Genomic DNA, 26,500 nt, shown 5'->3' on the forward strand with positions numbered 1-26,500 from the left:
GAATCAGTGCGCGTGGGCCGGGCCGCACACCGCGCATTCGGGGTCGCGCTGCACGTTGACGCTGCGCCACTGCATGGTGCGCACGTCCAGCCACAGCAGCCGGCCCGACAGGCTTTCGCCGATGCCGGCCAGCAACTTGAGCGCTTCGGCGGCCTGCATGGCGCCGATAATGCCTACCAGCGGCGCGAACACGCCCATGGTGGCGCAATTGGCCTCTTCGACTTCGTCGGCCTCGGGAAACAGACAGTGATAGCACGGCGCGTCGTCGCGGCGCAGATCGTACACGCTGACCTGGCCGTCGAAGCGGATGGCCGCCCCGGACACGAGCGGCTTGCGGTGACGCACGCAGGCGCGGTTGATGGCGTGACGCGTGGCGAAGTTGTCGGTGCAGTCGAGCACCAGATCGGCGGCGGCCACGGCGTCGTCCAGGCGCTGCCCATCGAGGCGCTCGACGCGCGGCGTGACGCGGGTTTCAGGGTTGTAGGCTGCCAGCGTGTCGCGGCCGGATTCGGCCTTGGGCCGGCCGACGCTGGCGTCTACGTGCAGGATCTGGCGCTGCAAATTGCTGAGCTCGACGATATCGTCGTCGGCCAGGGTGATGTCGCCGACCCCCGCGGTGGCCAGATACAGCGCCGCGGGCGAACCCAGTCCGCCCGCGCCTACGATGAGGACCTTGCCGGCCAGGAATTTCTCCTGGCCTTCGATGCCCAGTTCATCGAGCAGAATGTGCCGCGCATAGCGCAGCAACTGCTGGTCGTTCATTTTTGCTTGGCGGGCTGGACTCCGGACGGCGTGATCGTCAGGCGTTCGGGCGTGCCGGTGCCCGGCTTGGCCGAGGCCCGGGCCTGGGCCCGGGCGCTGCCCTTCTGCACCGGCTTGCCGGCCAGCAGGTTCAGGGCCTGCTGCAGCTGGAAGTCGTCTTTGCCGCCGAACTCGAACATCTTGGCCGGAACGGGGGTGTCGGGAGCGTCGGGCGACGACTTGATTTCGTCGCTCTGGTTGTTGGCCAGGTGGCGCTGCAGGTCGGCTTCGCGCGGCAGGCGGAACAGGTCGCCCTCGGCCGTGTCGGCCACGACGTAGTCGGGCTCGATGCCGGTGGCCTGGATGGAGCGGCCACTGGGCGTGAAATAGCGCGACGTGGTGAGCTTGACGCCGGTGTCCTGGCTGAGCGGCAGGATGATCTGCACCGAGCCCTTGCCGAACGTGCGGTTGCCCAGCACCTTGGCGCGCTTGTGGTCTTGCAGCGCGCCCGCCACGATTTCAGAGGCCGAGGCCGAACCCACGTTGACCAGCACGACCATGGGCACCTTCTTGACCCAGCCGGGCAGGCCCGACAGATAGTTGCCTTCGCCGCGCGCGTATTCGGCCGGCGTGGCCAGGTACTTGTGGCGAGAATCGGGCGTGCGGCCGTCAGTGGACACCACCAGCACGTCGGGCGGCAGGAACGCCGCGGCCACGCCGATGGCGCTGGTCAGCAGGCCGCCGGGGTCGTTGCGCAGGTCGAGCACCAGGCTCTTGGGTTCGCCCTTGGCGCCCAGCTCTTTAAGCTGGCGGGCCAGGTCGGAGCCGGTTTTTTCCTGGAATTGCGCGATGCGCACGTAGGCCACGCCGTTGTCGAGCATCTTGCTGCGCACGCTGCGCACCTTGATGATGTCGCGCACGATGTGCACCACGACCGGCTGAGGGTTGTCGGCCCGCATGATGGTCAGCGTGATCGGCGTTTTGGGGGCGCCGCGCATGAGCTTGACCGCTTCGCTCAGCGACATGCCCTTGGTGGGCGTGTCGTCGATCTTGATGATGAGGTCGCCGGCCAGCACGCCGGCGCGCGCGGCGGGCGTGTCTTCGATGGGCGAGATGACCTTGACGAAGCCGTCTTCGGCGCCGACCTCGATGCCCAGGCCGCCGAATTCGCCCTGCGTGGTGGTCTGCATTTCGCGGAACGCGTCGGCATCCAGGTAGGCGGAATGGGGGTCCAGGTTGGACACCATGCCCGAAATGGCATTGTTGATCAGGGTTTTGTCGTCGACCGCCTCGACGTAGTTGTTCTTGATGGCGGCGAATACGTTGCTGAGCTGCCTGAGTTCATCGAGCGGCAGCGGGCTGCCGCGCTGCGCCAGTGCCGTGACACCTACGCTGAGCAAGATGCCCGCCACCACGCCGATGGCAACCAAACCGAAACCGCGAAACTTGCGAGTGCCCATGCACACTTCCTGATTTTGATACCGGGTTATAGGGCCAGCCACTGGGCCGGGTCCACCGGAGCGCCACGATAGCGAATTTCAAAGTATAGGCCCGATTCCACCTGCCCGCCGGTGGCGCCCACCGTGGCGATGGCGTCGCCCGCGGCGACGGGGTCTCCGACCTGCTTGAGCAGGCTCTGGTTGTAAGCGTATACGGTCAGGTATTGCTTGCCGTGGTCGACGATGATCAGGTTGCCGAAGCCTCGCAGCCAGTTGGCATAGACCACCGTGCCCGGCGCCACGGCCTTGACCGGCGTACCCGCCGCGGCACGCAGCACGATGCCGCGCCAGACGCCGCCGTCGGGGCGGTCGACCCCGAAACGCCCCTGTACCGTACCACGCACCGGCGCCGGCAGGCCGTGGCGCAGCCCGTTGCCGCCGCCTGGCGCAGGCGCGGCCTGCTGGCGGGAGGACTCGTCGTCGGCGCTGTCGTCGTCGGCAGCCTGGTTGGCGCGGTCTGTCGGGGCGGCCGGGCGCTGCGGCGGCACGATGCGGCCCGAACCCGATCCGGCCGGCCTGAGCCCTGCGGCGTCGGGGTCGGCCAGCGCCACGGGGCCGCGCTGTTGCTCACGCTGTTGGTCGCGCTCGCGCGCGGCGGCGGCCTCGACCTGCTCGCGCGCCCGCGCCGCATCGCGCGCTTCTTCGTTGCGGCGCGCCTGGCGCGCAGCCTCGGCGCGGCGCTCGGCTTCGGCCTTGCGGCGGGCCTCTTCGGCCAGGCGCGCTTCCTGGGCCCGCTTCACGGCCTCGGCGCGGCGGCGGGCCTCTTCGGCGCGACGCGCGGCCTCGGCCTGCTCGGCGATGGCTTTTTCGAGGTCGTCGATAAGATGGGACAGGCGGTTGTCGTCACGGCCCAGCTGGCGGGCCTCGGCGCGCTGCGCGGCGATCTGCCCTTCCAGGCGCGCCAGCAGCGTGGCGCGCTCTTTCTGCTGAGCCACCAGCTGGGTTTTCTGGTCGGCGGCCTCGGCCGCCATGGTCTGGATGTCGGCGCGGCGCGCATCGGCCTGGCCCTGCAACTGCGCCAGGCGGTCGATGTCGTGCCGCAAGGCCTGCACGGCCTGGGCCCGCGCCCGCGACACATAGCCCAGGTAGCCCAGGTTGCGTCCCAATTGCTGGGGGTCGTCGCCGGACAGCAGCGCCGTCCAGGGCGACAGGCCGCTGGTGTACTGCGTGCGCAACTGGTCGGCCAGCTGGGCGCGGCGCTGCTGCAGGGCGTGCTGCTGGGCCTCGACCTGGCGGTTCAGGCTGGCCAGCTCGGCCTCGGCGCGGCGATTGTCGTCGGCCAGCTCGCGCAGCCGGCGATTGATGCGGGAGATTGCCGACTCTGATTCTTTCAGGGCGTCGGCCGCCTCTTTGCGGGCGGCTTCACGGTCGTCGATTTGTTTCTGCAGGGCGCCAATGCGGTCGCGCAGCGCGGCTTGCTGCCTGGCGGCCTCGGATTGGCGGTCGGCCAGGTCCGAAGACGCCGCCATGGCCGGCCAGGGCGCCGCCGCCACCGCCGCCATTAACAGCAAACCCGCCGCAAACCGCATGAATCAGTCCTTTTTAGCCTTGCCCTGGGCCGCGACCGCCGCCATGGCGGCTTCGATTTCAGCGGCATCGCCCAGATAATAATGGCGGATCGGGCGCAGCGCCTCGTCGAGCTCGTACACCAGCGGCTGGCCGGTGGGGATATTCAGGCCCACGATGTCGTCGTCCGAGATATTGTCCAGGTGCTTGATCAGGGCGCGCAGGCTGTTGCCGTGCGCGGCCACCAGCACCCGGCGGCCGGCGCGGATGGCCGGCGCGATCGAATCGTTCCAGTACGGCAGCACCCGGGCCACGGTGTCCTGCAGGCACTCGGTGGCCGGCAGCTGGTCGGCCGGAATCTTGGCGTAGCGACTGTCAAAGCGCGGATGGCGCTCGTCGTCCAGCGGCAGGGGCTCGGGCGCGATGGCGTAGGCGCGGCGCCAGATCAGTACTTGTTCGTCGCCATACTTGGCGGCCGTCTCGGCCTTGTTCAGGCCCTGCAGGTTGCCGTAATGGCGCTCGTTCAGGCGCCAGCTGATGCCCACCGGGGTATACATGGCGTCCATGGCGTCCAACGCGATCCACAGCGTGCGGATGGCGCGCTTGAGCACCGAGGTATAGGCCAGGTCGAACTGGTAACCCTCTTTCTTGAGCAGCTCGCCGGCCTTGCGGGCCTGTTCGCGGCCGGTTTCGGTCAGGTCTACGTCGGTCCAGCCCGTGAAGCGGTTTTCCAGGTTCCACTGGCTTTCGCCGTGACGCATCAGAACGAGTTTGTACATGGTTTTCAGCCGCGCGCGGGCGGGTTTGAAGTTGACGAATGGGGTCATTTTATAATTGAGCGATTTTGCCCCTGGTTTTCACCCCGGCAGGCGGTTGGCGCCGCCCGCCGGCCCAAGCCGGGCCGCCGTTTCCAGGCGGGTTGCGTAACCGTTGCCGCCCGCCGCACTTCAGTTCAGGAACCTCCGTGGATCTTCTGCAATTCTTGGTAGACAAAAACAACATCTTCATCGTTGCCGTGGCCCTGGTCTCGGGCATCATGCTGGCCGTGCCGGCCCTGCGCAAAGGCCGCAGCGGCTCGGGCATCAGCACCGCGGAAGCCATCCAGATGATCAACCAGCGCCAGGCCGTGTGGGTCGACGTGCGCCCGGCCGAGCAATTCCGCGCCGGCCACATCGCCCAGGCACGCAATATGCCGGCAGCCGAAGTCGAGCAGAAAGCCGGTTCGCTGCCGAAGAACAAGCCGCTGGTGCTGGTGTGCGAAACTGGCCGCGATGCCGGCCGCGTGGCCAGCCGCCTGCGTTCGCAGGGGTTCGCCGACGTGTCCGTCATGGAAGGCGGCATGCGCGCCTGGTCGTCGGCCAACCTGCCCGTTACCCAGAAATCCTGACCCGGAGCCCGATATGGACAAAGTTGTGATGTATTCGAAGGATTATTGTCCTTACTGCGCGCGAGCCCAGGCTCTGCTGAAGCAGCGCGGCGTCACCGACCTGGAAATCATCCGCATCGACCAGGACCCGGCCCAGCGCGACATCATGATCGAACGCACGGGCCGTCGCACCGTGCCGCAGATTTTCATCGGCGAACGGCACATCGGCGGCTGCGACGACCTGATGGCGCTGGATCGCGCCGGCGGCCTGGCGCCGCTGCTCAACGGCTGATCGCCGCGCAAGCTTATTTCTTTTGCCCACCCCTACCCGGAAATTCTCATGGCTGAACAGGATCAAAACACCCAGCAAGCAGGCGGCGACGCGCCGTCGTTCAATCTGCAGCGCGTCTACCTGAAAGACCTGTCGCTGGAAATGCCCAACGCGCCGCACGTGTTCCTGGAACAAGAGCAGCCGCAAGTCGAAGTCAGCATCAACGTGGGCGGCCAGCGCCTGGCCGAGACGGTGTTCGAATCCACTGTCACCGCCACCGTCACGACCCGCATCAACGACAAGGTGCTGTACCTGGTCGAAGGCACGCAGGCGGGCATTTTCGAGCTGGCCAACATCCCGGCCGAGCAAATGGACGCGCTGCTGGGCATTGTGTGCCCCACCATGCTGTACCCCTACCTGCGCGCCAACGTGGCCGACGCCATCACGCGCACGTCGCTGCCGGCGCTGCACCTGGCCGAAGTGAACTTCCAGGCCCTGTACGAACAACGCCTGGCTGAACTGGCCCAGCAGCAGGGCGGCAACAATAACGGCTCGGACTCCGGCATCATCCTGCCGCCCGGCACCACCCGCCAATAAGCCCGCCCCCATGAGCCGACCGCCCGCCCCCCTGAGCGTCGCCGTTCTGGGCGCGGGCAGTTGGGGCACAGCGCTGGCCGCCGTGGCCAGCCGCCGCCATCGCACCGTTCTATGGGCGCGCGACGCCACCCAGGCGGACGCCATGGCCAACACCCGCGAGAACGCCCGTTACCTGCCGGGTAGCCGCCTGCCCGGCGCCCTGGCCATCACGAGCGATCTGTCCGCCGCCCTGGCGCCGCTGGCGGCCGCCCCCGGGCATGCCCTGATCATCCTGGGCGTGCCGGTGGCCGGGCTGCATGCCACCTGCCTGGAACTGGCCGCGCGCCTGCCGGACCTGGGGCTGGCCCAGGCGCCGGTCATCTGGACCTGCAAAGGCTTCGAAGCCGACACGGCGCGCCTGCCGCACGAAATCGTGGCCGACGCGCTCGCCATGCCGGATGCCCGCGGCGGCGTACTGTCGGGCCCCTCGTTCGCCCGCGAAGTCGCCCAGGGCCTGCCGGTAGCGCTTACCATTGCCAGCAGCCATGACGCCGTGCGCGAAGGCGCCACCCGCGCCCTGCACGGCGCGGCCGTGCGCGTCTACGCCAGCACCGATGTAGCCGGCGTGGAAGTGGGCGGAGCGCTGAAAAACGTCATCGCCGTGGCCTGCGGCATTGCCGACGGCCTGGCGCTGGGCACCAATGCCAGGGCGGCGCTGATCACCCGCGGCCTGGCCGAAATGACCCGTTTCGGCGTCGCGCTGGGCGCGCAGGCCGAAACCTTCGCGGGCCTGACCGGCCTGGGCGACCTGGTGCTGACGGCCACTGGCGACCTGTCACGCAACCGGCGCGTCGGCCTGGAAATCGGCGCCGGCCGCAAACTGAGCGATATCCTGGCCAGCGGCATCACCGCCGAAGGCGTGCGCTGCGCCCGCGCGGCCCTGCAGCGCGCCCGCAGCCTGAACGTTGAGCTGCCCATCACCGAGGCCGTATGCGCGGTGCTGTTCGACGGCGTGGCCCCGATGACGGCGGTGTCCGCCCTGCTGGCGCGCGAGGCGCGAGAAGAATGACTCCCCGAAGCGCCGCGCGCGCCGGCCTGGTTGCAGATACCCAGACCCTCCGTACAAACAAGACCCTCAAAGGAGCCTTCGCTATGTTCTCCGTCCGCCCCTCGCGGGCCGGCGCGCTGCTGCGCCGCCTTGCCCTGGCGCTGGCCGCCGTCTCGCTGCTGCCTGCCGCGGCCCATGCCGAATGGCCCGAACGGGCCATCCACATGGTGGTTCCGTTTCCGCCTGGCTCGTCGCCCGACCTGCTGGCGCGCACAATTGCCGAACCGCTGGCCGAGGCGCTGGGGCAACCGGTGGTCATCGACAACAAGCCGGGCGCCGGCGGCAATATCGGCACGCGCATGGTGGCCAAGAGCGCGCCCGACGGCTACACCCTGGTCTACACCATCAACGGCCCGCTGGTGACCGCGCCCACGCTGTACAAGAAAACGCTGGGCTACGACCCGCTGAAAGACCTCGCGCCCATCACGCTGGTGGCCACCAGCCCCAATGTGCTGACAGTGCCCGGCGACCTGCCCGTGGCCAGCGTAGCCGATTTCGTCAAGCTGGCGCGCGAGCGCAATGGCGCCCTGAACTATGGCTCGGTCGGCCCCGGCAGCTCGGCCCACCTGGCCATGGAAATGTTCAAGAACGACGCCAAGATCGATCTGGCGCACATTCCGTATTCGGGCTTTCCGCAAGTGATCAGCGCCATCATCGCCGGCGACGTGCAGGCCGGCTTCATGGTGCCCGCCATCGCCATGCCGCAGGTGCGCAGCGGCAAGGCCAAGGCGCTGGCCATTACCAGCCTGGAGCCAAGCGAATCGCTGGCGGGCATTCCCACCATGGACAAGCAGGGCTACCCGGGCTTCGAGGCGATTTCCTGGAACGCCATCCTGGCTCCCGCCGGCACGCCCGCCCCCGTCATCGAGCGCCTGAACCGCGAACTGGCCGCCATCATCGGCAGCGAAGCGGTGGGCCAGCAACTGGCGAAGCAGTATTTCACCGCCGCGCCTTCCACCCCGCAGGGGCTGACCGACCGCGTCAAGAAAGACACCGCGCGCTGGAACGAAGTCATCGAACGGCTGGGGCTGTCGCTCGACTGACCGGCCGGGCCGTGCCCCAGGGCGCGACGCCAGGCGACGCCAGTTGATGGCAGGTGGCCAGTAATGCCAGGTGCCAATTGATGCCAGGTGTCTGACTCCCGCAGGGTGTCAGACACCTGGTCAGCGCCTTACCAGCGCCTGATCGCAGGCGGTATCTGGTACTGTCACAGGCACGCCCTTGCCGTGGAGCCTGCGCATGAAAGTCCTGATTGCCCGCCTGAACCACGAAACCAACACGTTCTCGCCGGTGCCCACGCCGCTGTCGGCGTTCGGCGAGAACGGGCCGCAATACGACGACGATGCCTACCGCGGCAACCGCGGCCAGCGTACCGCCATGGCGGCCTTCATCGATCTTGCCGAAGCGCGCGGCGCCGAGCTGGCGACACCGGTGTCCGGCTGGGCCTATCCCAGCGGGCCCGTGGCCGCCGAGGCCTACGACGCCATGTGCGCCCGCATCGTTGCCGCCGCGCCGGGCTGCGACGCCATCTTGCTGGACCTGCACGGCGCCATGGTGGCCGAGCACCGCGACGACGGTGAAGGCGACCTCTTGCGGCGCGTGCGGGCCGCCGCCCCCGGCGTGCCGATTGGCGTGGCGCTGGACCTGCACGGCAACGTCACGCAGGCCATGATCGACCATGCCGACGTCATCGTCGGCTTCAAGACGTATCCGCACATCGACATGTACGAAACCGGCGAGCACGCGGGACGCTTGCTGTTCGACATGCTGGACGGCCGCCGCCGGCCCGTCGTGGCCTGGCGTCAATTGCCGCTGATGACCCACACGCTGCGATCGGCCACCGATCAGGGCGCCATGCAGGCGGCGGTCGAGACCGCGCGCCGCCTGGAAGCCGAAGGTCTGCTGGCCGTGTCGGTGCTGGCCGGTTTCAGCCTGGCCGACATTGAGCGGCCCTGTATCAGCGTGGTGGCCGTTGCCGATGGCGACGCCGCGGCCGCCGAACGGGCCGCCGCCCAGGTGGCCGCGCAGATATGGCGCGAGCGCGACGGTTTCGTGTACCGCAGCGAGCCGCTGGACGCGTCGCTGGCCCGCGCGCGCGACATGGCGCGCGGCCAGGACCGCCCCGTGCTGCTGCTGGATCACGGCGACAACTGTAATTCCGGCGGCACCTGCGACACCACCGCCGTGCTGGAAGCCGCGCTGGCGCAAGGCATGGACGGCATCCTGGCAGGCCCGCTGTGCGACCCGGAAGCGGTAGAGCAACTGATTGCGGCCGGCGAGGGCGCGCGCGTGACCGTGGCGGTGGGCAACAAGCGCCCGCTGACGCACCTGGGCATCGCCGCCCGGCCGTTCACGCTGCAAGGGGTGGTGCGCGCCATCACCGACGGCCAGTACCGCATCAGCGGCCCCACCTACACCGGCATGCTCTGCTACATGGGACGCACGGCCGTGCTCGATGCCGGAGCGGCCTGCCTGGTGCTGTGCGAACGCCCGCACGAACCCTGGGACCTGGGCGTTTTCGAAAGCGTGGGGCTGGACCCGCGCCGCGCCCGCTACCTGCTGCTGAAGTCGCGCATGTACTGCCGCCCGGTGTTCGTGCCGATTTCGGCCGGTCTGGTGGAATGCGACAGCCCGGGCGCCACGACGTCAGACTACGGTGTCTTTCCGTATCGCAAGCGCGCCCGGCCGCTGTATCCACTGGAAGCCGCCCAGTACGACGGCCACTAGCGCGCCGCGTCCGCTACATCACAGTCCGCCGGCGTAGCCGTGCTGGCGCCACGCCTCGAACACCGTGACGGCCACGGCGTTCGACAGGTTCAGGCTGCGCTGGCCGGCACGCATTGGCAGGCGCAGGCATTGCTGGGGGGCGAACAGCGCCATGTGCTCGTCGGACAAGCCGGCGGTTTCACGGCCGAACACGAATACGTCGTCCGGACCGAACGCCACCTCGGCCACGTTGCGCTGGGCGCGGGTGGTCAGCGCATAAATGTGCGCAGGCGGCGCGCCGGTTGCCGCCAGCGCCTGTTCAAGGGTGTCGTGCACCTGCACCGGCTGCCATTCGTGATAGTCGAGCCCGGCGCGGCGCAGGCGCGCATCATCCAGCTCGAAACCCAGCGGGCGCACAAGATGCAGCTGTGCGCCGGTATTGGCACACAGGCGGATGGCGTTGCCGGTATTGGGCGGAATTTCGGGGCAGACGAGTACGACGTGGAACATGGTTTCATCCTGGCGCGCCGCTGGCCGCGGCGCGTGACGACCGCTATTGTGCCAGGGCGGCCGGCGGGACTTACGCCGCCGCAAAGCCGTCCTTTCAGAAAAGCGAACCGCGATTGCCTGGCAATCGTACGCGCGGGCGGGGCCTTGCGCCACAATAGGCAGTTCTACAGGCCTGCGCCTGCGCGGCAAAACCATAACGGAGGCATACCTTGAAGCGCTACCAGCTCTACATCGACGGCCAATACGTCGACCCGGCCTCGGGCGAGTGGTTCGAGTCCGATAATCCCTGCGACGGCAAGCCGTGGGCCAGCATCCCCAAGAGCAACGCCGAAGACGTAGACCGCGCCGTGCAGGCAGCCCACCGCGCCGGCCGCGAAGGTCCGTGGGCCACGTATACGCCCAGCCAGCGCGGGCAATTGCTGCACCGCCTGGGCGACCTGATCGCCCGCGATGCCGAAGCGCTGGCCCGCACCGAAGTGCGCGACAACGGCAAGCTGTACGCGGAAATGGCGGGCCAGCTCAAGTACATGCCGCAATGGTTCTATTACTACGGCGGCCTGGCCGACAAGATCGAAGGCACCGTTCCGCCCATCGACAAGCCCGGCCACTTCGGCTACACGCGCCGCGAGCCGCTGGGCGTGGTGGCCGCCATTACCCCCTGGAATTCGCCGCTGCTGCTCACTGCCTGGAAAATCGCGCCGGCGCTGGCCGCCGGCTGCACGCTGGTGCTCAAGCCGTCCGAATTCACCTCGGCCTCTACCCTGGAATTCGTCAAGCTGTTTGAAGAGGCCGGCTTCCCGCCGGGTGTGGTCAATGCCGTTACCGGTTTCGGCGCCGAGGTCGGCACGCCGCTGGTCACGCACCCACTGGTGCGCAAAATCACGTTTACCGGCTCCGACGCCACCGGCCGGCTCATCAACGAACAGGCCTCGCGCGATTTCAAGCACGTCAGCCTGGAACTGGGCGGCAAGTCGCCCAACATCGTGTTCGATGACGCCAACCTGGACGACGCCGTCAACGGCGCGGTGTCCGGCATTTTTGCCGCCACCGGCCAAACCTGCATCGCCGGGTCGCGCCTGCTGCTGCAAGACAGCATCTATGACGCCTTCGTCGAAAAATTGCTGGCGCTGGCGCGCACCGCCAAGATGGGCGACCCGATGCAGGCCGACACGCAGGTGGGCCCCATTACCACGCCGCCGCAGTACCGCAAGGTGCTCGAATACATCGACATCGCCCGCAACGAAGGCGCGCGCCTGCTGCTGGGCGGCGCCCCCATGCGCGAGGGTCCCTGGAAAGACGGCCGCTTCATCCAGCCGACCATCTTCGGCGACGTCGACAACGCCATGCGCATCGCCCAGGAAGAAGTCTTCGGGCCAGTGCTGTCCATCATCCGCTTCAAAGACGAAGACGAAGCCGTCAGGCTGGGCAACGACGTGCGCTTCGGCCTGGGCGCGGGTGTCTGGACGCGCGACATCGGCCGCGCGCTGCGCATGGCCGACCGCATCCAGTCGGGCACGGTGTGGGTCAACACGTATCGCCTGGTCAGTTACCTGATGCCGTTCGGCGGCTACAAAGATTCGGGCCTGGGCCGCGAAAGCGGCATCGACGCCATGCGCGAATACCAGCAGGTGAAAAGCGTGGTCATCAATGCCGGCGCACCGGTGGGCAATCCGTTCGTGATGCGATAGTCGTAGCGGCGGCCTGGCCATCGCGGCGGTGTCAGGCACCTGCGGGAGCCTGATACCTTTGTATGGGGCGTCTTGGTCATTACGCAGGCCGCCACGGGGGCGCCGTTCGCCTGACGTCTGTATGGGGCGTCTTGACTTGCGGGGTTTGTCGCCTGTGCAAGGCGTTTTAACTTGCGGGCCTGGCGCCTGTGCAACGGGCCTTATGTCGAGAATCGTTTGCCCGCCGGGGTGTCAGGCATCGGCGTGCGGGCCGCCACCAGCACGGTTACTTCCGTCGCGCCTGCCCGCAGCAGGGCGCGGGCGGCGGCGTCGACAGTGCTGCCGGTGGTCATCACGTCGTCCACCAGACCCACGATGCAGCCCGGCATAGGCCGGATGCAATGGAACAGGCCTTGCGCGCCCTGGCGCCGCGCCCGGCGGTTGCCCGCCGCCTGCCTGGGGCCTTCGCGCACGCGTTGCAAGACGCCGCGCCGCAGCGGCAGATGCAGTTGCGCGCCCAGGCTGGCCGCCAGCTCCGCGGCCGGGTTAAAGCCGCGCCGCCGCAGCGACGCCTGGCTGGATGGAATGGGCGTCAGCACCGTGGCCGGGTGCAGCGGCACGGCCTGCCGCGCCACGGCGTCGGCCAGCAGTTGCGCCAGCGTCGTGGCCAGCCCGTAGCGCCGTTCGCCCTTGTAACGGCCGATCAGGCTGTCGTAAGGCGGCTCGTAATCGAAAGCCGCGATGGTCCGCGCAAAGGCCGGCGCGGCGGACCCGCAGTCGGGACAATGGCGGCCGGCCGGAGCTTGCAACCGCAGTGCGCAACGCGCGCAACGCGGGCTGCCGTCGCGCATGCGGTGCGCGATGTCGTGCGCGCACCCCGGACACAACCGCCCGCCCGCGGCGGTTTCGCCGCACAGCGGACAATCGGAGGGCAATCCCGCCAGCAGGCGGCGGGCGACCTGCCGCGGGAACAAAAGAAGCGAATGGGCAATAATGGGCGACATGGCGACCCGACCAGAAACCGGACCGCCGATATCTCATCACGCTTTTGCAGCGCTGCCTTCCGGCGGCGCGCCTTTCATGTCACAGTCTTCACCCGAATCCCCGCCCACCCTGCCCCTGGTGCCTGCGCACGTCATCCGGCAATTCGCGCGCCGCGGCGACTTGTCCGACGCGCAATTCCTGTATGGCGAGGTCGCCCGCCGCATGTTGGGCCGGCTGCAGTACATCCGCCTGCAACCAGCCGCCTTGCTGGACGCCGGCTGCGGCGCGGGCGACAACCTGCCGCTGCTGCGCGAGCGCTATCCCGACGCCGCGTACCTGGGCCTGGACGTCAGCGAAACGCTGCTGGCGCACGCCCGCCAGCGTCATGCCGTGAGCGGCGCGGCCCGCTGGCTGGGCAAGCTGGCAGGCCGGGCAGGCCGCGGCCCGCGCTTCGTGCGCGCCGACCTGGCCGACACCGGCCTGGCCGCCGAATCGCTGGATCTGGTGTGGTCCAACCTGGCGCTGCACTGGCACGCCGCCCCGCACGCGGTGCTGGCCGAATGGCGGCGCGTGCTCAAGGTGGGAGGGCTGGCAATGTTCTCGTGCCTGGGGCCGGGCACCCTGCGCGAATTGCGCCAGGCGCTTGACGACGCCGGCCTGCGCACCGCCACGCCCTCGTTCGTGGACATGCATGACTTTGGCGATCTGCTGGTGGACAGCGGCTTCGCGGACCCCGTAATGGACCAGGAAACCCTTACCCTGACGTACCGCAGCCCGCAGCGCCTGCTGGAAGACGTGCGCGCGCTGGGCGGCAACCCCGCCCGCGACCGCCGGCGCGGCCTGGCCGGACGCGGCTGGCGCGACCGCCTGTGCGCCGCGCTGGAGGCGCAGCGCGATGCCGATGGCGTGATCCCGCTGACGATAGAAGTCGCCTATGGCCACGCATGGCGCGCGGCCTCGCGGCGCAGCGCGCCGGGCGAAACCCGGTTGTCCGTCAGCGCCATCGGCGGGCGGTCGGGGGGATGAAGGGGTGGGCACAGAGTGGCCAGGGGCCTGGCTTGTGCCTGGGTGTCGGACGCCGAAGCAGGCAGACTGCCCGGCCATCGGGGTGTCCGGCGTCCGGCGGACTCCTGGCTAGTCTATGCTCACGGCGGTGTCTGACACCCTGCGGGAGTCAGACACCTGATGCGCCTGATGCGATGCGCTTGACGCACCTAACGCACCTGATGCGCCTGATGCGATGTGCTTGACGCGCCCGACGCGCCTGGCGCATATCGACGGCTTGGCGCCTGCCATGCCGCGGGCGCGCGGCGGTTTTCAGTGCAGGCGATCGGGCCGCCAGCCGGGCGTGACGCCGGCTTCCGGTGTCGCCAGCGCCTGCACGCCGTGCACGGGTTCAGAGGTGGCGCGAATCCGACGCCGCGGCACCTCGGCCGCCGCGCCCGCGGTTTCGCGTTCGCCGCGCCAGGCGTGAGTCATCGACTCGACCACCAGCGGCAGGTCGCGCAGCCGGTGGAACTGGCTGCGTAGCCAGCGGGCGTCGTTGCCGTTGCGAATCGATTCATCGCGCAGCGCGACCAGCATGTCGCCGGTGCCCAGCTCGTCGGCGATAGGCATCAAGCGCTGGAACAGGGCGCGCAGATGGTCGATCAGGCGCAGGCGCTGGCCGTCGGGCGTAACGTAACTGCCCTGCAGGCCAAAACGGCACGCCTGGAAATGATTGCTGCGGTAAGCCAGCCACGCAGCAGGCGCCGGCTCGGGCTCCCGCGTCACCAGCACGGCCAGCGCTTGCGCAAAGGCGGCCAGCTGGCAGGCGCGCTCGACAGTCAGGGGCGTATCGCACACGCGGATTTCGACCGTGCCGAATTCGGGCTTGGGACGGATGTCCCAGTACAGGTCTTTGATGCTCTCGGCGAGGCCGCAGGCACGCAACTGCGCAATGTGCGCCTCGAACCGGTACCAGTCAGTAACGTCGGCCGGCAGGTGGCCGGCCAGCGGGAAGCTGCTGACCGCATTCAGGCGGCAGCACGAGAACAGCGTGTCCACGCCTTCGTAGTAGGGCGACGAGGCCGACAAGGCAATGAAATGCGGCACGTAGGGCGACAGGCCGCGCACCATGCGCACCGCCGCGTCCCCCGAAGGCACGCCCAGGTGGATGTGCTGGCCGAACACCGTGAACTGGCGAGCCAGGTAGCCGTACATCTCGGCCAGGTACTGGAACCTGGGCGAATCGGAAATAGCGCGTTCCTGCCAGCGCATGAAGGGGTGCGCCCCGCCCCCGGCCACAGAGACGCCGACCGCGTCGGCCGCGTCGCACAGGGCGTCGCGCATTTCGCGCATTTCGGCCAGCAGGCCCATGGGGTGCTCATGCACCGAGGAATTCAATTCGATCATCGACCGGGTGATCTCGGGTTTGACCCGGTCTGCAATGGGATGGTTGGCCATTTGGGCCAGCAGTTCGTCGGCGGCGGCAGCCAGGTCGAAGCTGCGCGGATTGATGAGTTGCAACTCAAGCTCGATGCCGAGCGTATTGGGGGCGGACGAAACGAACGGGATCTGTTCCATCTCCGACTCCTTCAGATATGTTGGTGGGAGTGCATCGTTCGGCCTTGAAGCCCGGTAGCTTCCCGGGGGGCTCTTGACGACGTCTTATGTCTGCATGATAGCCGCAACTTTATGTCTGGAAGATTCGAAATCGTGACAATTGTGGGCAACTTCAAGACGCATTGCGTTTTTGTCTGTGGCGACAATGTGAGTAAACGCTTACAGCTCAATAATGGCGCGGCTGCCAGGCCGATGCGCGCCGCAATCGCGCCAAAAATGAGGGCTTCGGGATGGGGCGGGATTACCCTATATAGGGTAATCCCTTATATTGTGAGGGCGTTGGTGGACCAAATTGTGACCGCGGCTGGCCGCCGCCAAAGGCCGGCCAGCGCAACAGCCCGCCCGAGTTCGACCACTACTCGTTGCTCACGTACGAGTCCATGAATATCCGCCATGACAGGTGCATGATCAGGATCGCCATCGGCAGCGGTAAAAGCAGCCCCCCGAAAATCTCGGTAGATCAGCGTACGCTTGGTAGCCGTGACGACAGCGCCGGCGCGGCCTATTTGCGCCAGAACATAGGCGTGAACAGCACCATAACGGTCAGCAGTTCAAGCCGGCCGATCAGCATTGCGAAGGTGCAGACCCAGGTCTGGAAATCGGTCAGCACGGCGAAATTGCCCATCGGCCCCACCGGTCCCAGCCCGGGGCCGGTGTTGTTGATGCTGGCGATGACCGCCGAGAAGGCCGTGACGGGTTCGAGCCCCGATACCAGCATCAGGCTGGTCAGCACGCCGATCGACAGGCCATACACGACCATGAACGCCAGCACCGAGGCCATGACGCGCTGGTCGACCAGGCGCCCCCCCATGCGAATGGGGCTGACCGCATGAGGGTGCAGCATGGTGACCAGTTCGTTGCGCGCCTGCTTGACCAGCAGCACCGCACGCACCATTTTGATGCCGCCGCCGGTAGAGCCCGCAGAGGTCACGAAGCCCGACAGCAACAGCATACTCAGTGGCGCCACCAGCGGCCAGGCGGCGTAGTCGACGTTGGCGTAACCCGTGGTCGTGGCCACGGAAATGGTATTGAACATGCCAAAGCGCAGGGCCTGCAACGGATCGGCGTAGACCCCGCGCAGGTACAGATAGCCGGAAATGACCAGCCCCGCCCCCAGCATGATGACCAGGTAGGGAATCGTCTGCGGGCACACCAGGTAGGCCCGCAGACGGCCCTGGCGCAGCGCGCTGAAGTGGGTGGCGAAGTTGATGCCGGCAAGCGTCATGAAGATCATGGCCACCACTTCGACCGACACCGAATTGAAATAGGCGAAGCCTTCGTCGCGCGTGGAAAACCCGCCCAGGCCCATGGTGGTGGCCGTGTGGCACCAGGCGTCGAACCAGCTCAGGCCCACCCCGCGGTAGGCCACCAGGCACAGCAGCGACAGGCCGAAATACACCGCGTACAGGGCCTTGGCGGTGCTGGCGATGCGCGGCGTGAGGCGCTCGTCTTTCATGGGGCCGGGGGTTTCGGCGCGCACCACCTGATGACCGCCCACGCCCAGCAGCGGCAAGATGGCCACGGCCAGCACCAGGATGCCCAGGCCGCCTATCCAGACCAGGGTGGCGCGCCACAGGTTGATGGAAGCCGGCAACTGGTCGAGGTGGACAAGTATGGTGGCCCCGGTGGTGGTAAGCCCCGACATGGCCTCGAAGTAGGCATCGGTGAACGACAGCGGAATGCCGGCCCGGTTGAAGTAGATGAGCAGCGGAATGGCCGCCAGCAGCGGCAGGCTGACCCACACCACCGACACCAGCAGGAAGCCGTCGCGCGCGTGCAGCTCGCAACGCCCCCGGCGGGTGGACAGCCACACGGCCGCGCCGCCGCCAAAGGCCAGCAGGAAACCGTCGAGGAAGGCGGTAAACCCGGCGTCGTCGCCCACATACGCCACCAGCAGCGGCAACAGCATGGTGAGCGCGAAGACGACCATGGTCAGGCCGGCCACGTAAAAGGTCGCCAGCAACCGCCTCATGCGTTTCGCTCAGCTTGGTTGGCCGTCTGGCGCATGGTGGATGGACCCGTCTGCAAATTCAGAAGAAAGACGCCGATACCTGGAACAGCTTCTCGACACGCGGCATCATCTGGCGCGACGGCACGAACACGATGACGTGGTCGTCGGTCTGGATGATCGTGTCGTCGTCGGGCATCAGGATTTCATCGCCGCGGGCCAGCGCGCCGATGCTGGCCCCCTTGGGCAGGCGGATGTCGCCCACCGCGCGCCCCACCACCTTGGAAGTGCTGCGGTCGCCGTGCGCCACGGCCTCGATGGCCTCGGCCACGCCCTGGCGCAAACGGTGCACGGCGGCGATGTCGCCACGGCGCACGTGGCGCAGCAGTTCGCTCATGGTGGCCTGCGACGGCGACACGGCGATGTCGATATGGCTGCCCTGCATCAGTTCGCCATAAGCCTGGCGGTTGATCAGGGCGATGACCTTGCGCGCGCCCATGCGCTTGGCCAGCAGCGACGACATGATGTTGTCTTCGTCGTCGCTGGTCAGGGCCAGCCAGGTGTCCATGTCGCCGATGTTCTCGCGGTCGAGCAGTTCTTCGTCGGTGCCACTGCCGTGCAGCACCAGCACGCTGCTGGGCAGCTCGGCCACCAGGTATTCGCAGCGCTTTTCGTTGCGCTCGATGATGCGCACGCTGTAGTTTTCTTCGGCCAGCTGGCGCGCCAGGCGCAGGCCGATGTTGCCGCCCCCGGCGATCATGACGCGGCGCACGGATTTCTCGGCATCGCGCAGTTGCCGCACCGCGCGGCGCGCGTGGCGCGAATCGACCACCAGCACGACTTCGTCGCCTGGCGCAATGACCGTGCCGCGGCTGGCCTGCAAGGGCCGGCCATCGCGCACGACGTCGACCACGCGGGCGGCCACGTCGGGCCAGACTTCGCGCAACTGCGCCACCGGGTGATGCGCCATGGGGCTGCCGTGCCCGACCCGCACTGTAACCACGCTGATGCGGCCGTCGGCGAATTCGACCACCTGCAGGGCTTCGGGGAATTCGATCAGGCTGTGCAGATAGGTAGTAACGCTGCGCTCGGGGCTGATCAGGGCGTCTATACAGAAGCCTTCTTCGCCCATGAGTTCGGGATGCTCGGCGAAATCGGGCATGCGGATGCGGGCGATGCGGCGCGGCACGTTGAACAGCTGCCGCGCGATCTTGCATCCCACCATGTTGGCCGCATCGGAGGCCGAACAGGCGATGAACAGGTCGGCGTCGGCGGCGCCGGCGGCCTCCAGCACGACGACCTGGGTGCCGTCGCCATGCACCACGCGCAGATCGAAGCGATCCTGCAGGTAGCGCAGATGATCGACGTTGGTGTCGATGACCGTGATGTCGTTTTGCTCCGACACCAGGTTTTCGGCCACGCTGGTTCCCACGCGGCCGGCCCCCATGATGAGGATCTTCATGTGCCTCGCTTGCGCGCGGATTCGATGCCCAGCTGCTTGAGCTTGCGGTACAGGTGGGTGCGCTCGAGGCCGGTGCGCTCGGAAACGCGCGTCATGCTGTGGTTTTCGCGCACCAGGTGGTATTCGAAGTAGATGCGCTCGAATTCGTCGCGCGCTTCGCGCAAGGGCTGGTCGAGGGCAATGGAGCCCAACCTGCCGTTGGACAGCGGGGCGGCTTCGGCCGCGGCCGGCATCGCGGCCAGCGCGGCGGCGGGAGGATCGAGCTCGTCTTCGAGCGGCACCGGCGGCGTGGCAGGCGCCAGCGGTGCGATGGCCGGCGCCGGATGCGGGGCGCGCCCGCGCGCCAGGCCGGCGGCGATGGTCTTGAGCAGGCGCTGCAGCGTGATGGGCTTTTCGAGGAAGTCCATGGCGCCGATGCGCGTGGCCTCGACCGCGGTGTCGATGGTGGCGTGGCCGCTCATCATGATGACGGGCATGTCGAGCAGACCTTGCGAGCCCCATTCCTTCAGCAGGCTGACCCCGTCGGTATCAGGCATCCAGATGTCGAGCAGGACCAGGTCGGGGCGCGTGCGCAGGCGCGCGGCGCGCGCCTCTGCCGCGTTTTCGGCCAATTCGACCGTGTGCCCTTCGTCGTAAAGGATCTCTGACAAAAGTTCGCGAATGCCGACTTCGTCGTCAACCACCAGAATTCTGGCCATAAACCATCCACCTATTGCGTAGCCGCATTATCCTTTTCTTGTGCAGCCGCGTCCATAGCAACAGCCCTGGACGCCAGACGGGTCAGCAATATCGAGACCCGCGCCCCACCCTCTTTGCGGTTAGCAAGATCGATCTTGCCACCGTGCTCTTCGATGATTTTGCGCACAATTGCCAATCCTAACCCAGTCCCGTGCGCCTTGGTGGTGACATACGGCTCAAAGGCCCGCTGCATGACCTTCGACGAGAACCCCTGGCCGCTGTCGGCCACGGTGAAGCGCACCGCGGGCTGCGCGTCTTCGCTGCCGGGGCCGCCGGTCAGACGGGTGGTGACGCGCACGCGCCCCTGGTCGCCCTGCTCGGCGATGGCATCGCGTGCATTCGAGAGCAGGTTGTGGATGACCTGGCGCAGCTGGGTCGGATCGCCTTCGATATTGGGCAGGCCGGGCTCGAGCTCGACATCCAGGTTCAGGGCAGGCGCGCCGTGGCGGGTGGCGGCGGTCTTCTCGCCCGGCTCCCAGCCGTATAGCGACAGCACGTCGGCCACCAGGGCGTTGAAATCGATGGACTGCATCACGGCCGGCGGCGTGCGGGCATATTCGCGGAAGTCGTCCACCATCTGCTTCAACGACCCCACCTGGTTCACGATGGTGTTGGTGGAACGCTCGAGCATCTGCCGGTCTGCCGGTTGCAGGCGGTCGGCCAGCTTCATGGCCAGCCGCTCGGCCGACAGCTGGATGGGCGTGAGCGGATTCTTGATTTCGTGCGCCAGCCGGCGCGCCACTTCGCCCCAGGCCACGGTGCGGTTGGCCGAAATGACTTCGGTAATGTCGTCGAACACCACCAGGTAGCCGTTGCCGCGGCCATCAACGCGCAAATGCGTGCCGCGGGCCAGCAGCGTCAGGGGCTGCGGCGCTTCGGTGGAATCGGCGGCCGGCGCCAGCGTGATCTCGAACTGCTGTTGCCAGTGCAGGCGCTCGGACCCCACCGCCGCGTGCTGGGCAAAGGCCTGGCGCACGATCTGGATGAATTCGAGCATGCCGTCCACGGTTTCCAGCGGACGCCCGATGACCGAGCGCAGGTCGGCTTGCAAGATAGACTGCGCGCCCTGGTTGACGGTGGTGACGCGAAAGCCTTCGTCGAACACCAGTACGCCCGACGACAGGTTCGACAGCACGCTTTCCAGGTACACATTCGAGCGTTCAAGCTGGCGACGATTGCTTTCCACCATGTGGCGCGCCTCGTCGAGCTGGCGCGTCATGGCGTTGAACGAGCGGGTCAGTTGGCCTACTTCGTCGCGCTCGGGCGGCTCGGGCAGGGGCCGGTAATCGCCCACGCCCACCGCCTGCGTGCCCGCCGCCAGCCGCAGCAGCGGCCGCACCAGGCGCTTGGACAGCGACAGCGCCACCGCAATGGCGGCAAATACCGCCAACAGTAGCGACAGGGTCAGAGTAATGCCATACAGCTTGCGCAGGCCCAGCCGCGACAGGGCCAGTTCTTGATAGTCGCGAAAGCCTTGCTGCACGCGGTTGGCGTTGTCGGCGATCTGTTCGGGCACGGGTTGCAGCAGCTGCAGCCAGCGCGGCTCGGACTGCAGCGACGTCAGGCTGTCGAAGCGGGCCGGCGAATTCAACGGAATGACCACGCGCAGCATCAGGCGGTCTTTGCCGCCCGCCACTTTGGACTCGTCGGCCTCGGCGGCCGAGTAGCCGCGCCCCAGCCGCAGCTGGTTCAGCACGGTGGCCGGCGGGATCTCGGGCAGCAGCTGGCCATACTGGTCGGTGGAAAACGCCACCAGGCGGCCGCTGCCGGTGAACACCATGACGTCCTGGACGCCGCTGGACTCGCGCAGCCGCGTCAGGGCCAGCGGAATGTCGCGGTCGGCTGTGTTGTTGAGTTCGGCCGCCATGGCGCGCGCCTTGGCGTCCATGTCGGCCAGCAGCGAGTCGAGCGCCGCGCGGCCCAGGTTCAGGCCGGATTCGAGGGCGCTGTCGACCCGCACGTTGAACCAGGACTCGATCGAGCGCGACATGAACTGCACCGACACGGTGTAGATCAGCGCCCCCGGCACCACGCCGATCAGGGCGAACGCCAGCGCGAAACGGGCCGTCAGGCGCGCGCCGAACTGGCGCCGGCGGATCTGCCGCAGCAGCCGGGTGGTCAGCGCCACCACCCAGACGAACAGGGCCAGCGCGAAGACGCCGTTCAGGACCAGCAGGGTGTCGTAGTAGCGGGCGAAGCGCGAGGCGTTGCCGGTGGACCAGGCCAACAGGCCCAGCAATGCCAGGCCGCTGATCGCGCCGATAATCAGCGCCACGCGCAGCAGGATTCTCATGACGGGTTCCGGGGTTCGGCCAACGAGAACGAGAAGTCGGTCCAGGGCGTGGCCAGCGACCACGAACTGCTGTTGAGCGCGTTGACCTGGAACGGCCGCGCCAGTTGCGAGGTGTCGAGCCGCAGGCGCAGCTGGCCGCTATAAGACACGCCGTAGTCCAGCTCGGAAACATCGGTCAGTTGCCAGCCGTGGATATGGCGCACCAGGTCCATGGCCTGGTCCAGCGAGGCGACCGGAAAAGTGAGTTCGCCCGCGCCGGCGCGCCATTGGCGGGTAAGGGCGTTGTAGACCACGCGCCAGGTCAGGGTGGCGTCGACCACGGTGTCGTCGAACCACCACCAGCGCGAGCGGCTGATGACCACATCGGCCGTGAAATACAGGGGCAACCCGCGCTCGGCCGCGTCGCGCAGCTGGTCGTTGAGCTGGAAGTCGACCTCGGCGTCGATTTCCAGCTTGCCATCGCGGATAACGGGCTCAATGCGAGTGAAGCGCGGTTCATCGGCGTGCGCCTGCCCGTCCGCCCCCAGGGGAAGCAGCAGGAATGCCAGCAGTAGCGCACAACATAAGCGAGAGATCATCGACATTGGTAACCCGGCCGCACCAATAGCTATTCTTGGCGATTCATGCCTGCTTGGCAAACAAGGCGTAGAAAAAGCCATCGTGCTGGGCCTGCGGTGTTGCGCCAACCGCAACAGGCAGCAGTTGGCCAGGCGCCTCCAGGCGCTGAGCATCGGCATGGCGGCGCGCGAAGGCCTCCGCCTGCCGGGCCCCTTCGGCCGGGAATACCGAGCAGGTCACGTACAGCAGCCGCCCGCCCGGCGCCACGGTGCGCCACAGCGCATCGGCAATGCGGGCCTGCAGTGCGGCCGTGCGGGCAACGTCAGGGGCGCGGCGCAGCCAGCGGATATCGGGATGACGGCGCACGATGCCCGAAGCCGTGCAGGGCACGTCGGCCAGCACCGCGTCGAACGGCCGGCCATCCCACCAGGCGTCAAGGTCGGCGGCATCGGCGGCGGCCAGGGCCACGCGGTCAGAGCGCAGCCCCAGGCGGTCCAGGTTCTGCTCTACGCGCGCCAGGCGTGCGGCGTCGGCGTCCAGGGCCAGCAGGTCCAGGTTGGCCAGTTCCAGCAAATGGGCGGTCTTGCCGCCCGGCGCGGCGCAGGCGTCAAGCACACGCTGCCCGTCGCGCGGCGCCAGCAACGGCGCCGCCAGCTGCGCGGCCGCATCCTGCACCGACCACCAACCGGCGGCGAAGCCGGGCAGTTGCGCCACCGGGCGGGCCTCGGCCAGCACCAGGCCGGCCGCGCCGACCGGCTCGGAAGCAATGCCGTCTGCCTGCAAAGCCTGGCGCACCTGCTCGACGCTGGCGCGCCGCGTGTTCACGCGCAGGGTCAAGGGAGGCGGCACATTGGCGGCGGCCAAAATGGCTTGCCACTGGTCGGGATAGGCGGCGCCGAGCTGGTCGACCCACCATGCGGGGTGGTTCCAGCGCGCTTCGGGCAGCTTGGCCACGGCCGCTTCCAGCGCCGCGCGCTCTCGCAGAAAGCGGCGCAAGCTGGCGTTGAGCAGGCCTTTGTAGGCCGCCAGGGCACGCTGGCCGGCCGCGGCCGTTACCGCCTGGTTCACCACGGTGTGCGGCGCGTAGACCGGCATGCCGGCGGGCACGGCGGATGCGTCTTCGCCCTGCGGCGCCCGCAACAGCGACAAGGACACCTGCAGCAGCGCGTCGAACAGCGCGCCGGGCGAGCGCTGCACCAGGCGGCGCCCGATGGCGGCGGCCCAGCCCAGCTGGCGCATGGCATGGAACGACACCGCCTGCGTGGCGGGGCGCAAGGCCGGGGCCACGCCGGCCAGGGCGTCGGTAAGCGAGCGCCCGTCGGCCACGGCGCGCAGCGCGCCAGCGGCGGCCAGCAGCACGGCCGACAGCGCCGGCCGGGCAGGCGCGGCGACAGGGTCCGAAGAAGCAGAAGACGGGGACATGGGCAATACACAATGAAGCAACCCCGCTATGGTAGCCGCTCGACTGGACGAATCCGCCGTGGCGGCTCACACTGGCATGCTCGCGCCGGGCTTGCCGCAGGTTTTCTGCGCTTTTTTGCCCGCCGCGACCCGCCCCAACCCTGAACCGGCCGCCCCACTCGCCGCCATGACGCTTACCACGCTGCTGCTGTTCGCCCTGGCCTCGGGCATCACCATCATCACGCCCGGCCCCACCGTGCTGCTGGCCATGAGCAACGGCTCGCGCCACGGTGTGCGCGCGGCCGGCTGGGGCATGGCCGGCGCCGTCATGGCCGACATGATCCTGGTGGCGGTGGTGGCGTCGGGGCTGGGCGTGCTGCTGGCGGCCTCGGAGGCGGCCTTCCAGGCACTGAAGTGGGCCGGCGCGGCCTACCTGGCCTACCTGGGCTGGCGCCTGCTGCGCACGGACGCGGCCCCGCCCCTGCCGGGCGACGACGCTGCCGGCCGGGGAATACGCACCTTGTTCCTGCGCAGCTTCGCGGTGGCCATCACCAATCCCAAGGCGCTGCTGTTCATGTCGGCCTTCCTGCCGCAGTTCATCGACCCCGGCGCTGCGCTGCTGCCCCAGTACCTGGCGCTGGCCGCCGTGCTGGCGGTGCTGAACCTGGCCGCCATGCTGGCCTACGCGCTGCTCGGCGTCCGCATGATGCGCGCGCTGAACCACGGTGGCCTGCGCTGGCTGAACCGCCTGTGCGGCGGCGCCCTGATCGGCATGGCCGCCACCCTGGCGCTGTACCGGCGCGGCGGGCCGTAGCCGGCCGGGCTGCCCGGCCCATTCGTCGGCCGGCCTGGATATACTGCCGGCACCCCCATCATCCGGAGCGCGCGCGTGGATCGGCTGCACGCCATGAAGACCTTCGTCGCCGTGGTCGAGAGCGGCGGCTTTACGGCCGCGGCGCGCAAACTCGACGTTTCGCTGTCGGTGGTAAGCCGCATCGTCACAGAGCTCGAAGCCCATCTGGGCGTGCGCCTGCTGACACGCACGACGCGGGTGGTCCGGCCCACCGACACGGGCGCCGCGTATTTCGAGAACTGCAAGCGCATCCTGGGCGAAATCGAAGAGGCCGACCTGGCGGCCGCCGGCACGCACGCCGCGCCGCGCGGCAGCCTGGTGGTAACCGCGCCCGTGCTGTTCGGCGCGCGCCACGTCACGCCGATCGTGGTGGAGTACTTGCAGCGCTATCCCGAAGTCGACGTCCACTGCGTGCTGGTCGATCGCAATATCAATTTCATCGACGAAGGGGTGGATGTGGGCATCCGGATCGGCGAACTGCCCAGTTCTACGCTGCAGGCCATTCTGGTAGGCCGCGTGCGGCGCGTCGTGTGCGCCGCGCCCGCCTATTTGCAGCGGCACGGCCTCCCCCGCACCCTCGACGATCTGCAGCGGCACACGTTGATCCAGACCACCGGCGTCAACACGCTGCCGGAATGGCGTTTCATGGAACAGGGCGAGCCCAGGCCGCTGCGCATCGCGCCGCGGCTTGCCACCTCGACCAACGACTCGGCCATTTCCGCCGCCGTCGCCGGGCTGGGCCTGGCGCGCGTACTGTCTTACCAGGTGGCGGCCGAGTTGCACGATGGCAGGCTGCGCGTGGTGCTGGCCGAGTACGAGCCGCCGCCAGTGCCGATCCACGTCATCCACCGCGAAGGCCGGCATGCCATGCGGAAGGTGCGCGCCTTCCTGGACCTGGCCATCGACCGCCTGCGCGCGGACCAGTCACTTAATTGACGGCCCGCCGTCAGGCCTGCCATGCGGCAGTCTGCGCCAATTATTGTGAAAATAAGAATAATGTCTTGCGCAACCGGCTGTTTTTCATGCCTGGCGGCCTGCCTATGATTGTTTCAGCACATCATTACGTGCCAAACCTGCAACCATAGGACGCCGCCATGAAGCTCTACTATCACCCGCTCTCGGGCCATGCGCACCGCGCCCGCCTGTTCTTGTCGCTGATCGGCCAGCCCGTCGAGCTGGTCGAGGTGGACCTGCCCAGGCGCGCCCATAAACAGCCCGAGTTCCTGAAGCTCAATGCCTTCGGCCAAGTGCCGGTGCTGGTGGATGGCGATATTGCTGTGGCCGACTCGAACGCCATCCTGGTCTATCTGAGCAAGAAATTCGGCAAGACCGACTGGCTGCCCGAAACGCCCGCGCAGGCCGCGGCCGTGCAGCGCTGGCTTTCGGTAGCGGCTGGAGACATCGCCTTCGGGCCGGCCGCGGCGCGGATGGTGACTGTATTCGGCGCGCCCCTGGACGCCGAGGCGGCGATTGCCCGCGCCCATGTGGTGCTCAAGCGCATGGACGATGCGCTGGCCGCCGGCCCTTGGATCGCTGGCCCCCAGCCCACTATTGCCGACGTGGCGCTGTACAGCTACACGGCGCGCGCGCCGGAAGGTTGCGTCGACTTGCAGGGCTATACCCACGTGCGGCAATGGCTGGCCCGCGTAGAGGCCCTGCCCGGGTTCGTGGAATTCCAGCGCACCCCCGTCGGCCTGGCAGCCTGACGC

General features: G+C 68.1%; 24 protein-coding genes. 11 read left to right on the forward strand and 13 right to left on the reverse strand.

Going from position 1 to position 26,500, the window contains the following annotated elements; all coding sequences use genetic code 11:
• Positions 1 to 3 precede the first annotated feature (3 nt).
• From BPET_RS23755 to gpmA, 4 genes are read right to left on the reverse strand one after another with little or no spacing between them, the layout of a single operon-like run.
• On the reverse strand, positions 4 to 762 hold the full coding sequence (locus BPET_RS23755) for a HesA/MoeB/ThiF family protein (RefSeq protein ID WP_012251517.1): 759 nt from the start codon (positions 760 to 762) through the stop codon (positions 4 to 6).
• Positions 759 to 2,201 carry a S41 family peptidase gene (locus BPET_RS23760; protein WP_012251518.1) on the reverse strand — a complete coding sequence of 481 codons (1,443 nt, stop codon included), beginning with the start codon at positions 2,199 to 2,201 and terminating at the stop codon, positions 759 to 761. Before BPET_RS23760 ends, BPET_RS23755 begins: the two co-directional genes overlap by 4 nt.
• Positions 2,202 to 2,227: 26 nt before the next feature.
• A complete protein-coding gene (locus tag BPET_RS23765) occupies positions 2,228 to 3,769 on the reverse strand; it encodes a murein hydrolase activator EnvC family protein (RefSeq protein WP_012251519.1) in 1,542 nt (513 codons plus the stop codon).
• A 3-nt stretch (positions 3,770 to 3,772) separates the two neighbouring features.
• Positions 3,773 to 4,525: a 2,3-diphosphoglycerate-dependent phosphoglycerate mutase gene (gpmA, locus tag BPET_RS23770; RefSeq protein ID WP_012251520.1), complete on the reverse strand. Its 753-nt coding sequence runs from the start codon at positions 4,523 to 4,525 to the stop codon at positions 3,773 to 3,775.
• A 185-nt stretch (positions 4,526 to 4,710) separates the two neighbouring features.
• Here gpmA and BPET_RS23775 point away from each other — a divergent pair, with 185 nt between their 5' ends.
• The 6 genes from BPET_RS23775 (at position 4,711) to BPET_RS23800 (ending at position 9,794) form a co-directional block, all read left to right on the forward strand.
• Positions 4,711 to 5,133, forward strand: coding sequence for a rhodanese-like domain-containing protein (locus BPET_RS23775; protein ID WP_012251521.1), 423 nt, complete (start codon positions 4,711 to 4,713; stop codon positions 5,131 to 5,133).
• Positions 5,134 to 5,146: 13 nt separating this feature from the next.
• Positions 5,147 to 5,404, forward strand: a complete 258-nt coding sequence (grxC, locus tag BPET_RS23780; RefSeq protein WP_012251522.1) for a glutaredoxin 3 — start codon at positions 5,147 to 5,149, stop codon at positions 5,402 to 5,404.
• Positions 5,405 to 5,452: 48 nt separating this feature from the next.
• Positions 5,453 to 5,980 carry a protein-export chaperone SecB gene (gene secB / locus BPET_RS23785; protein ID WP_012251523.1) on the forward strand — a complete coding sequence of 176 codons (528 nt, stop codon included), beginning with the start codon at positions 5,453 to 5,455 and terminating at the stop codon, positions 5,978 to 5,980.
• A gap of 10 nt (positions 5,981 to 5,990) precedes the next feature.
• Complete coding sequence (locus BPET_RS23790; protein ID WP_012251524.1) at positions 5,991 to 7,028, forward strand: NAD(P)H-dependent glycerol-3-phosphate dehydrogenase; 1,038 nt, start codon at positions 5,991 to 5,993, stop codon at positions 7,026 to 7,028.
• A gap of 83 nt (positions 7,029 to 7,111) precedes the next feature.
• Positions 7,112 to 8,110 (forward strand): Bug family tripartite tricarboxylate transporter substrate binding protein, encoded by a 999-nt coding sequence (locus BPET_RS23795; RefSeq protein WP_012251525.1) that lies wholly within the window; start codon positions 7,112 to 7,114, stop codon positions 8,108 to 8,110.
• 196 nt (positions 8,111 to 8,306) lie between these two features.
• Positions 8,307 to 9,794, forward strand: coding sequence for a M81 family metallopeptidase (locus BPET_RS23800; RefSeq protein ID WP_012251526.1), 1,488 nt, complete (start codon positions 8,307 to 8,309; stop codon positions 9,792 to 9,794).
• A gap of 18 nt (positions 9,795 to 9,812) precedes the next feature.
• On the opposite strand, the gene BPET_RS23805 is transcribed toward BPET_RS23800, so the two are convergent.
• Positions 9,813 to 10,283 carry a tRNA (cytidine(34)-2'-O)-methyltransferase gene (locus BPET_RS23805; RefSeq protein WP_012251527.1) on the reverse strand — a complete coding sequence of 157 codons (471 nt, stop codon included), beginning with the start codon at positions 10,281 to 10,283 and terminating at the stop codon, positions 9,813 to 9,815.
• A gap of 209 nt (positions 10,284 to 10,492) precedes the next feature.
• Between BPET_RS23805 and BPET_RS23810 the strand changes: the two genes are divergently transcribed.
• Entirely contained in the window at positions 10,493 to 11,971 is a 1,479-nt protein-coding gene (locus BPET_RS23810) for an aldehyde dehydrogenase (RefSeq protein ID WP_012251528.1), read from the forward strand.
• A 200-nt stretch (positions 11,972 to 12,171) separates the two neighbouring features.
• Here BPET_RS23810 and BPET_RS23815 read toward each other — a convergent pair whose 3' ends face one another.
• Positions 12,172 to 12,954, reverse strand: a complete 783-nt coding sequence (locus BPET_RS23815; RefSeq protein ID WP_012251530.1) for a double zinc ribbon domain-containing protein — start codon at positions 12,952 to 12,954, stop codon at positions 12,172 to 12,174.
• A gap of 76 nt (positions 12,955 to 13,030) precedes the next feature.
• On the opposite strand from BPET_RS23815, the gene BPET_RS23820 reads away from it, so the two are divergent.
• Positions 13,031 to 13,960, forward strand: coding sequence for a methyltransferase domain-containing protein (locus BPET_RS23820; protein WP_041863242.1), 930 nt, complete (start codon positions 13,031 to 13,033; stop codon positions 13,958 to 13,960).
• 291 nt (positions 13,961 to 14,251) lie between these two features.
• On the opposite strand, the gene BPET_RS23825 is transcribed toward BPET_RS23820, so the two are convergent.
• The 7 genes from BPET_RS23825 to rsmB all read right to left on the reverse strand — a co-directional run bounded on the left by BPET_RS23825 (position 14,252) and on the right by rsmB (position 23,959).
• Positions 14,252 to 15,499: a YbdK family carboxylate-amine ligase gene (locus BPET_RS23825; RefSeq protein WP_012251531.1), complete on the reverse strand. Its 1,248-nt coding sequence runs from the start codon at positions 15,497 to 15,499 to the stop codon at positions 14,252 to 14,254.
• A 541-nt stretch (positions 15,500 to 16,040) separates the two neighbouring features.
• Entirely contained in the window at positions 16,041 to 17,510 is a 1,470-nt protein-coding gene (locus BPET_RS23830; RefSeq protein WP_012251532.1) for a TrkH family potassium uptake protein, read from the reverse strand.
• Positions 17,511 to 17,568: 58 nt separating this feature from the next.
• Positions 17,569 to 18,948, reverse strand: coding sequence for a Trk system potassium transporter TrkA (gene trkA / locus BPET_RS23835; RefSeq protein WP_012251533.1), 1,380 nt, complete (start codon positions 18,946 to 18,948; stop codon positions 17,569 to 17,571).
• Entirely contained in the window at positions 18,945 to 19,646 is a 702-nt protein-coding gene (locus tag BPET_RS23840) for a response regulator (RefSeq protein ID WP_012251534.1), read from the reverse strand. The genes trkA and BPET_RS23840 overlap by 4 nt, the downstream gene beginning before the upstream one ends.
• Before the next feature lie 11 nt (positions 19,647 to 19,657).
• Positions 19,658 to 21,979: a sensor histidine kinase gene (locus tag BPET_RS23845; protein ID WP_012251535.1), complete on the reverse strand. Its 2,322-nt coding sequence runs from the start codon at positions 21,977 to 21,979 to the stop codon at positions 19,658 to 19,660.
• Positions 21,976 to 22,563 (reverse strand): DUF4390 domain-containing protein, encoded by a 588-nt coding sequence (locus tag BPET_RS23850; protein WP_012251536.1) that lies wholly within the window; start codon positions 22,561 to 22,563, stop codon positions 21,976 to 21,978. Before BPET_RS23850 ends, BPET_RS23845 begins: the two co-directional genes overlap by 4 nt.
• Positions 22,564 to 22,600: 37 nt before the next feature.
• Positions 22,601 to 23,959: a 16S rRNA (cytosine(967)-C(5))-methyltransferase RsmB gene (rsmB, locus tag BPET_RS23855; RefSeq protein WP_012251537.1), complete on the reverse strand. Its 1,359-nt coding sequence runs from the start codon at positions 23,957 to 23,959 to the stop codon at positions 22,601 to 22,603.
• Positions 23,960 to 24,125: 166 nt separating this feature from the next.
• Between rsmB and BPET_RS23860 the strand changes: the two genes are divergently transcribed.
• The 3 genes from BPET_RS23860 (at position 24,126) to BPET_RS23870 (ending at position 26,497) form a co-directional block, all read left to right on the forward strand.
• On the forward strand, positions 24,126 to 24,752 hold the full coding sequence (locus tag BPET_RS23860; RefSeq protein WP_041864419.1) for a LysE family translocator: 627 nt from the start codon (positions 24,126 to 24,128) through the stop codon (positions 24,750 to 24,752).
• Positions 24,753 to 24,827: 75 nt separating this feature from the next.
• Positions 24,828 to 25,727, forward strand: a complete 900-nt coding sequence (locus BPET_RS23865) for a LysR family transcriptional regulator (protein ID WP_012251539.1) — start codon at positions 24,828 to 24,830, stop codon at positions 25,725 to 25,727.
• Between the two features lie 158 nt (positions 25,728 to 25,885).
• Entirely contained in the window at positions 25,886 to 26,497 is a 612-nt protein-coding gene (locus BPET_RS23870; protein WP_012251540.1) for a glutathione S-transferase family protein, read from the forward strand.
• Positions 26,498 to 26,500: the final 3 nt, after the last annotated feature.

The organism is Bordetella petrii (assembly GCF_000067205.1).
Lineage (GTDB): Bacteria > Pseudomonadota > Gammaproteobacteria > Burkholderiales > Burkholderiaceae_B > Bordetella_A > Bordetella_A petrii.

Bases quoted from the DNA above. Each gene is read 5' to 3' on its own strand.
- BPET_RS23850 (WP_012251536.1), bottom strand. From the start codon at position 22,563: ATGTCGATGATCTCTCGCTTATGTTGTGCGCTACTGCTGGCATTCCTG.
- BPET_RS23825 (WP_012251531.1), bottom strand. From the start codon at position 15,499: ATGGAACAGATCCCGTTCGTTTCGTCCGCCCCCAATACGCTCGGCATC.
- BPET_RS23795 (WP_012251525.1), top strand. From the start codon at position 7,112: ATGTTCTCCGTCCGCCCCTCGCGGGCCGGCGCGCTGCTGCGCCGCCTT.
- BPET_RS23765 (WP_012251519.1), bottom strand. From the start codon at position 3,769: ATGCGGTTTGCGGCGGGTTTGCTGTTAATGGCGGCGGTGGCGGCGGCG.
- BPET_RS23830 (WP_012251532.1), bottom strand. From the start codon at position 17,510: ATGAGGCGGTTGCTGGCGACCTTTTACGTGGCCGGCCTGACCATGGTC.
- BPET_RS23845 (WP_012251535.1), bottom strand. From the start codon at position 21,979: ATGAGAATCCTGCTGCGCGTGGCGCTGATTATCGGCGCGATCAGCGGC.
- BPET_RS23755 (WP_012251517.1), bottom strand. From the start codon at position 762: ATGAACGACCAGCAGTTGCTGCGCTATGCGCGGCACATTCTGCTCGAT.
- BPET_RS23860 (WP_041864419.1), top strand. From the start codon at position 24,126: ATGACGCTTACCACGCTGCTGCTGTTCGCCCTGGCCTCGGGCATCACC.
- BPET_RS23870 (WP_012251540.1), top strand. From the start codon at position 25,886: ATGAAGCTCTACTATCACCCGCTCTCGGGCCATGCGCACCGCGCCCGC.
- trkA (WP_012251533.1), bottom strand. From the start codon at position 18,948: ATGAAGATCCTCATCATGGGGGCCGGCCGCGTGGGAACCAGCGTGGCC.
- BPET_RS23840 (WP_012251534.1), bottom strand. From the start codon at position 19,646: ATGGCCAGAATTCTGGTGGTTGACGACGAAGTCGGCATTCGCGAACTT.
- BPET_RS23790 (WP_012251524.1), top strand. From the start codon at position 5,991: ATGAGCCGACCGCCCGCCCCCCTGAGCGTCGCCGTTCTGGGCGCGGGC.
- secB (WP_012251523.1), top strand. From the start codon at position 5,453: ATGGCTGAACAGGATCAAAACACCCAGCAAGCAGGCGGCGACGCGCCG.
- BPET_RS23800 (WP_012251526.1), top strand. From the start codon at position 8,307: ATGAAAGTCCTGATTGCCCGCCTGAACCACGAAACCAACACGTTCTCG.
- rsmB (WP_012251537.1), bottom strand. From the start codon at position 23,959: ATGTCCCCGTCTTCTGCTTCTTCGGACCCTGTCGCCGCGCCTGCCCGG.
- BPET_RS23760 (WP_012251518.1), bottom strand. From the start codon at position 2,201: ATGGGCACTCGCAAGTTTCGCGGTTTCGGTTTGGTTGCCATCGGCGTG.
- BPET_RS23815 (WP_012251530.1), bottom strand. From the start codon at position 12,954: ATGTCGCCCATTATTGCCCATTCGCTTCTTTTGTTCCCGCGGCAGGTC.
- BPET_RS23805 (WP_012251527.1), bottom strand. From the start codon at position 10,283: ATGTTCCACGTCGTACTCGTCTGCCCCGAAATTCCGCCCAATACCGGC.
- grxC (WP_012251522.1), top strand. From the start codon at position 5,147: ATGGACAAAGTTGTGATGTATTCGAAGGATTATTGTCCTTACTGCGCG.
- gpmA (WP_012251520.1), bottom strand. From the start codon at position 4,525: ATGTACAAACTCGTTCTGATGCGTCACGGCGAAAGCCAGTGGAACCTG.
- BPET_RS23820 (WP_041863242.1), top strand. From the start codon at position 13,031: ATGTCACAGTCTTCACCCGAATCCCCGCCCACCCTGCCCCTGGTGCCT.